This is a genomic window from Blautia sp. An81, assembly GCF_002161285.1.
Classification (GTDB): domain Bacteria; phylum Bacillota; class Clostridia; order Lachnospirales; family Lachnospiraceae; genus Blautia; species Blautia ornithocaccae.
This window is the reverse complement of the sequence record NZ_NFHH01000024.1, coordinates 46,565-57,951: the sequence shown is the minus strand read 5'-3', so window position 1 is coordinate 57,951 and position 11,387 is coordinate 46,565. Positions and strand designations below refer to the sequence as shown.

The 11,387-nt window shown below is 43.8% G+C and carries 11 protein-coding genes; 7 read left to right on the top strand and 4 right to left on the bottom strand.

The genetic code is table 11. The features are described 5' to 3' along the window. The first annotated feature begins 219 nt into the window (after positions 1–219). The 3 genes from B5G33_RS21425 (at position 220) to B5G33_RS16700 (ending at position 2,057) form a co-directional block, all read left to right on the top strand. Complete coding sequence (locus B5G33_RS21425; RefSeq protein WP_087418438.1) at positions 220–732, top strand: glycoside hydrolase family 2 protein; 513 nt, start codon at positions 220–222, stop codon at positions 730–732. A gap of 282 nt (positions 733–1,014) precedes the next feature. Beyond that, positions 1,015–1,308: a hypothetical protein gene (locus B5G33_RS22045; protein WP_242971418.1), complete on the top strand. Its 294-nt coding sequence runs from the start codon at positions 1,015–1,017 to the stop codon at positions 1,306–1,308. After that, positions 1,251–2,057 (top strand): M15 family metallopeptidase, encoded by an 807-nt coding sequence (locus tag B5G33_RS16700; RefSeq protein ID WP_242971419.1) that lies wholly within the window; start codon positions 1,251–1,253, stop codon positions 2,055–2,057. The genes B5G33_RS22045 and B5G33_RS16700 overlap by 58 nt, the downstream gene beginning before the upstream one ends. Positions 2,058–2,163: 106 nt before the next feature. Here the strand turns inward: B5G33_RS16700 and pepT are convergent, their stop codons facing one another. After that, positions 2,164–3,384, bottom strand: a complete 1,221-nt coding sequence (pepT, locus tag B5G33_RS16695; RefSeq protein ID WP_087418436.1) for a peptidase T — start codon at positions 3,382–3,384, stop codon at positions 2,164–2,166. Positions 3,385–3,539: 155 nt separating this feature from the next. Between pepT and B5G33_RS16690 the strand changes: the two genes are divergently transcribed. Genes B5G33_RS16690 through B5G33_RS16675 form a run of 4 tightly spaced genes read left to right on the top strand, consistent with a single transcriptional unit; the run spans position 3,540 to position 5,914 of the window. Next, complete coding sequence (locus tag B5G33_RS16690) at positions 3,540–3,908, top strand: CidA/LrgA family protein (protein ID WP_087274979.1); 369 nt, start codon at positions 3,540–3,542, stop codon at positions 3,906–3,908. Then, entirely contained in the window at positions 3,889–4,584 is a 696-nt protein-coding gene (locus B5G33_RS16685; protein ID WP_087274980.1) for an LrgB family protein, read from the top strand. The genes B5G33_RS16690 and B5G33_RS16685 overlap by 20 nt, the downstream gene beginning before the upstream one ends. 27 nt (positions 4,585–4,611) lie before the next feature. After that, positions 4,612–5,202, top strand: a complete 591-nt coding sequence (locus B5G33_RS16680) for a cytidylate kinase-like family protein (RefSeq protein WP_087274982.1) — start codon at positions 4,612–4,614, stop codon at positions 5,200–5,202. Continuing rightward, complete coding sequence (locus B5G33_RS16675) at positions 5,195–5,914, top strand: FadR/GntR family transcriptional regulator (RefSeq protein WP_087274981.1); 720 nt, start codon at positions 5,195–5,197, stop codon at positions 5,912–5,914. Before B5G33_RS16680 ends, B5G33_RS16675 begins: the two co-directional genes overlap by 8 nt. A 360-nt stretch (positions 5,915–6,274) precedes the next feature. Here B5G33_RS16675 and B5G33_RS16670 read toward each other — a convergent pair whose 3' ends face one another. The 3 genes from B5G33_RS16670 to B5G33_RS16650 all read right to left on the bottom strand — a co-directional run bounded on the left by B5G33_RS16670 (position 6,275) and on the right by B5G33_RS16650 (position 11,323). Beyond that, positions 6,275–8,002 (bottom strand): IS1634 family transposase, encoded by a 1,728-nt coding sequence (locus tag B5G33_RS16670; RefSeq protein WP_087418435.1) that lies wholly within the window; start codon positions 8,000–8,002, stop codon positions 6,275–6,277. A gap of 1,193 nt (positions 8,003–9,195) precedes the next feature. Continuing rightward, on the bottom strand, positions 9,196–9,507 hold the full coding sequence (locus B5G33_RS16655) for a hypothetical protein (protein ID WP_087274453.1): 312 nt from the start codon (positions 9,505–9,507) through the stop codon (positions 9,196–9,198). A gap of 142 nt (positions 9,508–9,649) precedes the next feature. Beyond that, a complete protein-coding gene (locus tag B5G33_RS16650) occupies positions 9,650–11,323 on the bottom strand; it encodes an alpha-glucosidase (RefSeq protein WP_087418433.1) in 1,674 nt (557 codons plus the stop codon). Positions 11,324–11,387: the final 64 nt, after the last annotated feature.

Below are 11,387 nucleotides of genomic sequence, written 5' to 3'. Positions count from 1 at the left end.
AGTTCTTAAATTCCTTAAAATAGAGAAGTATTATGCCGAGTTCAGAAAGTAAAAATACTGATAAATCTTAAGAATACTGGACGTATCTCGGCATAACATCTATCTCGTCATAAGGCGGTATTTTATCGCCGCTGCTTTCCAATATCGTGCTAAATGAACTTGATTGGTGGATTAGTAATCAGTGGGAAACATTCCCAAGCAAGTTTCCATACCGTTGGGATGAAGTCCATTCACCTGAATGTTTCAAATGAAACGCTGGCCGAGAAAAAACTGACAGTGAAATGGCAGGTGCGCAATGCAAAAGCCCGGATCCTTTACAGCAAAGAGAAAGAGATCCTGGTTCCCCCTCTTTCCAGTGTCTGGCTGGAGAAGGAAGAACTGCCGGATATCCATGTGTTTGAAGAATACGTCAGCTATCAGGCCTGGGAGGGAGAAACACAGATTTCAGAAGGAACCGTGATTTTTTCTTATCCGAAATATTTCCGGTATGAGGACCCGAAACTGTCCTGTACAGTGGAAAAGAACAAGATTACGGTTAAGGCAGAGACTTATGCGAAAAGTGTGGAGATTCTCAACGACCAGGAGGATCTGGTGCTGTCGGACAACTACTTTGATCTGAATGGTGATACAAAGACAGTGGAAATCCTGCGGGGAAGGCCAGAAGGCATCCGCCTCAGAAGCGTCTGGAATATAGGAGAGCCCTTACCTGTAAATGGAAAAAACAGACTTTAGAAATCTTTTATTCATGAAAATGTAATAAAAAGAAGAAAAACAGAAAAAAACGTGGTATACTAACGGGGAAGCTTTTTGGAAAAATGAATATACCAGACAGGTAAGGTGGGATTATAAATATGGAATCGGGGAGAGGAACAGAGTACAGAAAGAGGCCCGGAGAAAGTATACAGCACAGACGGAGACCGTCAGAAGGCGGGGAGCGCAGGCGGAGGCCATCGGAAGGTACGGAATACAGGCGGAGACAGCCGGAAGGTACGGAACACAGACGGAGACAGCCAGATGGTACGGAACACAGACGGAGACAGCCAGATGGTACGGAATACAGGAGGAGACCGTCGGAAGATACAGGATATAGGAGAGAGACATCGGAAAACAGGAAGCCCAGGAGAAGAGCGCCAGAAGATGTTCTATACACACAGAGATCTGAAAAAAGTACAGAACACAGATCTGGCTCTGGAGGATACAAACCCAGATACCGGGGAAATATCAGGAGAGTCCGGCAGAGAAACCTTCGGGTGGGGATTTTTCTGCTGGTGCTGCTTGTGGGAATCGCAGGCGCAGTCAATGCCATAAAGGCAAAACAGCAGGAAGCTGCCGCTCAGGCTTATGCAGAGCAGCAGGCCAAGAAAGAAATCCAGGAGGCAGAAGAGAAGGAAGAAGATAATGGCCTGAAACTGGCAGATGAAAGCGAAAAGGATCAGTGGTATCTGAAACTGGTAAACGCCAAAAATCCTATGACCCAGGAGGATGTTCCGGAAGTGGCTACAGAAACCATTGATGCCAACGGATATCAGGTAGACGCCAGGATTATGGGAGATCTGGAAGATATGTTTGCAGACGCCCAGGCAGCCGGACGCAATCCGGTGATCTGTTCGGCATTCCGGTCCTGGGATACTCAGGAATACCTTTATCAGAATAAGATACAGCGGGTAATGGCGGAAGAGGGACTTTCACAGGAGGAGGCTGCAGTGGAGGCCGGAACCGTAGTGGCAGTGCCGGGGACCAGCGAGCATCAGATCGGTCTCGCAGTAGACATTGTATCTTCCGAATATATGAACCTGGATGAGAAACAGATGGAGACCGAGGACCAGCAGTGGCTGATGGAAAACTCCTGGAAATATGGGTTCATCCTTCGCTATCCTCTGAATAAAAGCGATATTACAGGAATTATTTTTGAACCCTGGCATTACCGGTATGTGGGAAAAGAAGCCGCCAAGGAGATCTATGAGCAGGATATTACTTTGGAAGAGTATCTGGGGGCTGAACCTGTAGGTTCTTCCCAGGCTATCGAAAGTGACAGCGAAGAGGAGACTCTGGAATAGAGAAAAACCGTTCAGAGAGGCAATCTGCAGTTCAGCAGATTCCTCTTAATGAACGGTTTTTTTACGAAAATACAGAGTTAGCTGTAATCGCTTTTGATGGAACTTTTTAATGCCACAGTTTAACCAGCTCTACAATGACTTCTACAGATTTTTCCATTGCCTGTATACAGACAAATTCAAAATGACCGTGGCAGTTGTGGTCCCCTGTCCCCAGGTTGGGGCAGGGAAGTCCTTTAAAGGAAAGCTGGGCGCCGTCGGTTCCTCCCCGGATAGGCTGGATCTGGGGACGGATTCCCAGTTTTTCGTATACTTTTAAAACGTTGTCAATGAGGAATTTATGGGGCTCTATTTTTTCTTTCATGTTAAAATAAGAGTCCTCAATTTTCAGGGATACAGCTTCATAGCCGTATTTTATATTCATGATTCTGGACATATCTTCCATATGCTTCTTTTTCTCCTGGAAAAGAGACATGTCATGATCCCGGATAATATATTCTGACCGGGCATGATCCACAGAACCCTGAAGAGCATCCAGATGGATAAATCCTTCACGGCTTTCGGTACATTCCGGACGCTGAGCGGAGGGCATAAGGGACTCAAATTCCATAGCCAGACGCAGAGCGTTGATCATCTTGCCTTTGGCAGAACCGGGATGGATGCTGACGCCATGAAAATCTGCAACTGCCTCGGCAGCGTTGAAATTTTCATATTCCAGTTCTCCGCATTCGCCGCCGTCCATGGTATAGGCAAAGTCGGCGCCAAATTTTTCTACATCAAAATGATCCGTACCCTGGCCGATCTCTTCGTCAGGAGTAAACCCTACCCGGACAGGTCCGTGGGGAATTTCCGGATGAGCCAGAAGATATTGGGCAGCGGTAAGGATCTCTGCGATCCCGGCCTTGTCATCTCCTCCCAGAAGGGTAGTGCCGTCGGTGACGATGAGATCCTGCCCCTGATACTGAGTCAGATTGGAAAAATCACGGGGACTCATAACAATCTGTTTTTCTTCGTTTAATACAATATCTTTCCCGTCATAATTTTTAATAATCCGGGGACGGATATTTTTGCCGGATTCCGCACAGGAAGTATCCATATGAGCAATGAAGCCCAGAATCTTTCCCTGATAATCTTCAATGGTAGAGGGAATGGTCCCAAAAACATATCCATAAGAATCTACAGTAACATTTTCAAGTCCTGTTTCCTTCATTTCCTCAGCAAGAGCCTTGGCAAAGGCTTCCTGGCTTCTTGTACTGGGAAAGGTATCTGAGGAAGGATCTGAAGTAGTATCCACCGCAATATATTTTAAAAATCGTTCTGTAACTGTCATATTTTGACCCCACTTTCTGTTTTTTAATTCGTATGGCTTTTCTGATAGTATCCTATCACAGAGAAGAAATTATGTCTATGTTTTCCCGAGCCCATTGACTTTGAAAGGAGAGAATCCTATAATAGACTGGTACTACCACTAACGAGGAGGAAAAAGTGAAATTTTTAAAGCAATTCAGTATTATTTTATTTATTTCGTTTCTTGGAGAAATCCTTCATATGCTGATTCCTCTGCCGGTACCGGCCAGTGTATATGGCCTGGTGCTTATGCTGGGTGCTTTGATTACCGGTGTGTTAAAACTGGGGCAGGTTCGGGAGACAGCAACTTTTCTGATAGAGATCATGCCGGTGATGTTTATTCCGGCGGGAGTAGGGCTGATGGAATCCTGGTCTGCTCTCCAACCTGTCTGGCTTCCTGTGATCCTGATCACCATTGTGACTACGATCCTGGTAATGGCAGTGACGGGCAGGGTCACACAGGGAATGATCGGAAAGGAGAAAAAAAATGGAAGAATTTCTCACTAATTCGGTGTTTTTCGGCGCAGTACTAAGTTTTCTGGCCTATGAGATCGGGCTGCTTTTGAAAAAGCGTTTTAAGCTGGCGGTGTTGAATCCTCTGCTTATCGGGATCCTTTGCGTTATGGGGGCTCTGGCAGTGCTGCGTATAGACTACGACCAGTATAACGGGGGAGCCCAGTATATCAGCTACCTGCTTACGCCGGCTACGGTCTGTCTGGCGGTACCTCTATATGAACAGCTTACCCTTTTAAAGGAAAATTTAAAAGCTGTAGCGGCGGGAATATTTTCCGGAACTCTGGCAAGTCTGGGGAGCGTCTATCTATTATCCCGGCTTTTCGGACTGAACCATGAACAGTATGTAACACTTCTGCCAAAATCCATTACAACAGCTATCGGCATGGGGGTTTCCCAGGAACTGGGAGGCATTGTGACCATCACCGTGGCTGTCATCATTATTACCGGTATTCTGGGAAACGTGATCGCAGAGGGAGTATGTAAGGTATTCCGGATACAGGAACCTATTGCCAAAGGACTGGCCCTGGGAACGGCTTCCCATGCCATTGGAACTGCCAAGGCTATGGAAATGGGTCCGGTGGAAGGCGCTATGAGCAGCCTGGCTATTGCAGTGGCAGGGCTTCTCACAGTAATTGGAGCCTCAGTATTTGCGGGACTTCCTGTTTAAAGTTTCCAGGAGAAAAGGAGAATGGGTATGAAAGACTTTATGATTACCATTGGCAGACAATATGGAAGCGGCGGAAAAGAAGTAGGAAGGATCCTCGCCCAAAAACTGGGAATTCCTCTCTATGGAAAAGAAGAGCTTATGGAAATGGAAAAAGGCAGAGAGGATTATGAAGAAGTACGGGTTTTTTATGAGGAACAGCCGGTAAACAGCCTGCTTTATGCCATTGCTATGGGGCAGGGCGAAAACAGAGCAGGAGAGGTTCCTTTTCAGAAGATCAGAGAGATATGCAGTTCACGGCCCTGTATTCTCATAGGACGATGCGGAAGCTATATTTTTCGGGATGACCCTTCCTGTGTAAAGATTTTTATTTATGCGGGGATGGATAAAAAGATACAGTGGATAGAAAACCAGGAAAAGGTTTCTGCCCATAAAGCCAGGAAACTTATTGAGAAAGTAGAGGAAGAACGGGCTCAGTTCCATAAGTTTTATACCGGAGGAAACTGGGGAAAGGTTAATGACTATGACCTTTGTCTGGATGCAGGGGTTACAGGAACAGAGAAAGCTGCAGATATCATATTGTCATATTTAGAAAGCAGGGGATTTACAGAACATGGATGAAATAACAGAAAAAGCAGAAAATACAGGGGAAAACGAAAAGGTTTATTTTCTGGTAATTGAGTATATCAAAGAACTGGTGAAAAAGGGAGACGTGAAATTCGGAGGAAAGATTCCGTCAGAAAGGGAACTTATGTCAACTTTAGGGCTGAGCAGAAATTCTATCCGGGAAGCCCTCAGAACCTTAGAAAACATGGGACTGCTGGAATGCCGCCAGGGTCAGGGAAATTTTCTGGTGAATCATGTTGGCCAGAGCCTCAGCAGTTTGTTTTCCCTGCTGCTTTTCATGAAAGAAAGCAACTATGTAGAAATCAGCCAGCTTAGGAGATTTATTGAGATTGGCGCCTTCCTTCTGGCGGTAAAAAATCCGGACCTAAAGGCCAGAGAAGAGCTGAAAGAGATCCTGGATAGAATCGACCAGTGCCAGGACCAGGAAAAAGTGAAACTGGATAAACAGTTTCATGACCATTTGATCCTGATTTCCGGGAACCATTTGCTGGTTCTCTTAAACGAAGCTCTTTCAGGACTTTTTGAGACCATGATCAGCGACTACACTCAGCACATTACCCAGAAGAACTGGGACCGGCTTCTGGCCTGCCATAGGAGAGTCTATGACTGCCTGGAAAAAAATGACGTCCAGGAGGGGATGAAAGCCATCCGGGAACATTACAATATTATCGATGAGGACCTGATAGAGTATCAGGTCGGTGATTAAAGAGGAAGAATAGAAGGAGCGGCTGCATTAATCATATGTCAGGGATATTTATAGATTTTATGCGAGTTTGTTGAGTATAGCTTTGAGACTATAGGCTCAAAGCGATGCAGATGGAGCAATAAAATCTACAAATATTCTTTTCTTTGATTAGTGCAGACGCTCCTATATATTTGAAAACAGTGAAAAATAGCTGGGAAACTGGATAAGCACACGAACGTATACAGATCAGCAAAAAAATTGAGACTTTTAAGGAAAGAGGATATAATCCTGTCTTTGACAGTTGACGGAAGAAAAAATCGCTGTATCCCTTGTGCTTACTGGGCTACAGCGATTTTTGCTGTTGTTTCGAACTATAGTAATTTATTCCTTCCCTTTACTTTTTTTCTGGATTGTTCTCATTTTACTTTTGGTTATGAATTGATAGTCCGTCCGGAAACCGCAGGCTTCATGAAGAGCATCCGTGATACTTTCCCGACGATACAGAGGGATGAAGCCCTGCTCCTGTATCCCGGCAAAGTTCATTGCTTTCAGTGTGTCCAGCAATTCTTCGCAGGTGTATTTTAAATCCAGTTTTTTCTCAAGGTAACGGTAGACGGTTAATCCAAGAAAACAGATCAGGAAATGGGCTTTGATCCTGTTTTCATCCCTTAAATAAACCGGTCTTGCAGTAAAATCCGTTTTCATGATCCGGAAGCATTCTTCGATCTTCCATCTGCCTTCACTTACTTTTAAGATATCATCGACCTCATCATCTAAAAGATCCGTGCATACTGCATAGAGCCCATCATACTGCACCTCTTCTGCAATCTTATCCTCATCCAGATACTGTTTGATATCCGCAGCCTCCCCATCTTTTGTAACAGCCATCTTTCCAATGAAACGTGCCGGGTCATTCGGGTTCTTCCGGTTCTTTTTTGTTTTCCCCGAATCCAGCATTTTTTGTGCCCGCTCCACCTGTTTGTTACGGATGGATTTCTGATACAGGGCATACTTTGGGGAATAAGTTATGATTAAACGCTGGTGCAGCTTTTTTGTGGTATACGGTTCGTCCTTGTAATAAAGCCCTTTGTCATCTTCCGGCAGTTTCGTGATATCGACAGGCTTGTCATCGGAGACCCGTTTAAATCCCTGCGGGTCCAGCGCCCACTCTTTTTCTTCTTTCTTCAGCTTTTTGATCGACTGGGTTACGATATAAGCCCGCTCTCCCATATGGTTGTATTCCCGGATGGATTCTGAACCCAGTCCGGCATCGCTGCAGTAAATAAATTTCTGGCATCCGAAATCCCCAAGAACTTTCTTTTCTAACGGCTTCAAGGATGTCTGTTCGTTTGCATTTCCCGGGAAGAGAGAAAACGCAAGGGGAATCCCATCCCCGTCCATGAAAAGCCCCATTTGAATGATCGGATTCGGTCTGTGTTCTTTGCTTTTCCCGTACTTTTTGCTGCCATCTTCCTGTTCAATCTCGAAATAATAATTCGAGCAGTCATAATAAAGGATCTTATCATTCCTTTTCCCCATGAAATGGCTGTTTTTATAGACTTCTGCCTGGATCAGGTCGCATTCAGCACCGAGAACATCCAGGGCGCGGTATACATCATGAAGTTCATAGGAAGGTTTTTCTAAGAACTCCGATGCAGCTTTATAGGAAGAACGCTTGCTGCATGGATCCAGTATCCTTGCATAGATCAAGTCAGAAAGGATCGCGTTGATGTCATATTTAAATTTATATCTTTGTTTCAATTTCCGACAGTTCTTATTCATCTGCATCTGATAATAGATGGACTGCAGGAAAAGGTATCCTCCACGGAAAAAGGTTTGTTTATGATAATCCAGCAAGCGGTCTGCATGAAAAGTGAGTTTTATCTGTTTTTCTTCTTTTTCCTGTTTATACTTTAAAGTTTCTATGCGTGCTTGTTCTCTTGCCCAGGCCATTACATCATCTCGTGTCGGACCGTGTTCTGGTAAAAGTTCTTTTAGAGTTCCCAGTTTCCTGACGATAACAGAAGTACTGGCTCCTTTGTCATTGACATAGCCTTTTGAAATATAAAAAGATTCAGCGTTCTTGGATTTCGAGGTTACAACTCTCATAGAAAAAATACCCCCTTTTATATATTTTACAACACATTGCAATAAAATACAATATATAAAAACAGAAAAATTGACACAAAAAATGCAGGTTTTATGCGGCCTGCAAGTACTTTTTCTATTATTCAACTGTCAAACTCCCGAGGATGCGAACACAACGTTAGATAAGCAGGCAGCAGAAAATCTGAATATCATACGGAAATGGTGTATAAGCATCCTGAAAATGGTAGAAATTTTTCGACCTAATCTGTCTATGAAAAAGAAACGATTTGTGATCAGCATGAATCCGGAAGAGTTTTTGGAGCAGGTTTTGAATTTTTAAAAAGTCAATTTTTTTAAATGAGGGAGGAAAAAGATTCATGCGTACGTCGTGTTGTATCGGGGTGTTTGACTTGACAACCTCAGGGAAGGTGAGTATAATACACTTAACAAGAGAACCGTTGGTCAGCGCACATCTGACCGCCGGAAAGATAAGTCAAAAATAGCGCCTTACTTTGCCAGAGCAGGGGCGCTATTTTTTGTGGTTAGATATAGCCAAAACAAGAGTTATGACAGCACAAAGCATAATTACAAAAGTAAACATATCACTGTATGTAACCATAGCACCAGCCTCCTTTCCTGCGTCCGGCGGCTGACATAGCACCCCAACGGTTCCCTGATTAAAAATATTATTATTGAAAATCGAATGGGATATCCCCGATATGGATAAAGAACATGTGAAAGATATGATATAAGATTTTCTATGTGATTAGTTTAGTATTTGAAATGATGTAAGTCAAGTTAAAATTTGCTGAAAAAAGTCTGCCTCATTCAGCAAATCTTTCCTCAGAGCTGTATGAGACAGACTTTTTTATTTATCTCCGGATACCTGACTGTCAGGATCTTCCGGATCGTAATAATCTTTGATCATGGCCTCCCGGCCATTGATATTAATATTTTCCATATGGCAGAAACACCACCGGCCTGACTCAGGGGAATATTTGACGATGACCGGAATCCAGCTGTTCTTTACCCGAAAATATATATACTGGCCTGAGCTTAAATTGATTTTTTTGTGTTCTGCGTAATTGTCTAAAAAAATTTTATTGTCCCTATTAACATGTAATACTCCCATCATAATAATCACTTCCCTGTAAAGAAAATATAAAACACGAAAGGTATCATAGTTTCAAAACAGTTCAGAGACGATATATGTTTTATTCCTCCGTGGAACTGTCGGAATCCAGATCGTAGGAGCTGGAACTGTCAGAGTCCAGGCTATAAGAATCACTGCTGTCCTCTGAAGAATCCAGAGAAGTGTCTGAACTGCTGGAATCAGAGCTGCCGGAATCGGAAGCATCTGTGCTATCCGTACTGGAAGAATCGGTATCTTCAGAATCTGAACTGTAGGTGCTGGAAGAGTCCGAACTGCTGTCTTCTTCATCATTGCTGCAGGCGGTAAAGGCCGACACAGATAACATAGTCACACAAGCTAATGCCAGTAATTTTCCGTATTTTTTTGCTTTCATAGAAGTCTGCTCCTTTCACATTGCTGTAAAAACTTGATTTCCCTGTTGCTGTCATTCAGTCTAAGGGGAACCTGTGTTTTTTCTGTGACAACACTATGAGGATTCCGTGTAAATTCTGTGAAAAGGAAGCAGACTGGGAAAATTACAGTTCTATCACAATAGCCTGATAGCCTTTCAAATGTACTGCAGTCTTTTCTTCATTCATATCCAGGTCCTGGTAATTGTTCAGCAGAAGATTTTTGCAGGCGGAAGGAAGGACTGCAGTCTGAGGATCCTTCTGGAAGTTGCCGATCACCAGCAGATCTTTTTCTCCCTTTCTGTGATAAGCCATCAGATTGTGCTGGCCTTCCAGATAAGGAATGACAGTACCGTATACCAGAGTTTCCTTATAATCAGGATTTTTCCTGAGAGCAATGAGTTCCTTATAAAAGGACAGGACAGAATCAGGATTCTTTTCCTGAGCTTCTACATTAATAGAAGTATAGTTTGGATTTACCATGAGCCATGGAGTTCCTTTTGTAAACCCTGCATTTTTTTTGCTGTTCCACTGAACAGGAGTCCTGGCGTTGTCTCTGCTGTAAACAGAGATGACTTTCAGTGCTTCTTCAGGGCTGAGACCTGCATCCAGGCTGACCTGATACTGGTCTAAAGCACTGATATCGTCTACTTTATCAATAGGAACCACGCCGAGATTTTCCATTCCGATTTCCTGTCCCTGGTAAATAAAAGGAAGACCTCTCATCAGGAAATACATAGCGGCCAGAAGTTTCTTGCTGGCGTCACAGACCTCGCCTTCCGGGATATAATAGCTGACTCCCCTGGGCTCGTCATGGTTTTCAATAATATTTGAGTAGAAACCTGTGTCTCCCATTTTCTTCTGAGATTCAAAATAACATATTTTGTAATCATCTGGTGTGGGCCGCTTGCTGGCGTACCAGCCTCTGTCATCTTTTCCAAAGGAAGTAGTAGCAAAGTCAAAGATAGAGGAGAAGTAACCCTTGTCACCTACAAAATCAGGGAGTTCTCCGTCCTTGATATTGAATACTTCACCTACGGAAAAAGCATCATGGGGGCCAAAAGTTCGTGCCTGCATTTCTCCCAGAAATTCACCGATTCCCTGGGCATCTGCCAGCATTAGGGAAATATCAGATAGACCGTCAGCCCTGTCAGAAGGATAGTCTTTATAAGGCAGTGCTTTTTTAATATTAATGATAGCATCGATACGGAATCCACCAAGGCCTTTGTCCAGCCACCAATTGATATTTTTATATACTTCTTCTCTTACTGCCGGATTTTCCCAGTTCAGATCCGGCTGTTTTCTATGAAAAACATGCATGTACTGCTTGTCAGGGTGTCCCGGGAGTGGTTCCCACACGGGACCGCCGAAATAACTCCTCCAGTTGCAGGGGAGCTCTCCCTCTTTCCGGTCCTCGATATAGAAAAAATTGCCGTATTCTCCATATGGATCTGCACAGGCTTTTTCAAACCACTCGTGCTCATCGGAACAGTGGTTTACTACCAGGTCCATCAGAATATACATCTGACGTTTATGGGCCTCTCTGATCAGCTCGTCCATATCTTCCAAAGTGCCGAAAGCAGGGTCAATATTATAATAATCGGAAATGTCATATCCCTGGTCTGCAAAGGGGGAAGGGTAGATAGGAGAAATCCACAGGATATCCACGCCCAAGTCTTTTAAGTAATCTAATTTGCTGATGATTCCCTGTAGATCCCCAATTCCGTCTCCGTTAGAATCATAGAAACTTTTTGGGTAAATCTGATAGGCAACTTTGTCGTGCCACCATTTCTTTTCCATTTTTTATAACCTCCGTCGTTTTTATTCTTCCAGGACTTTTTAACCAATCTGGCGGTCCCTTGCT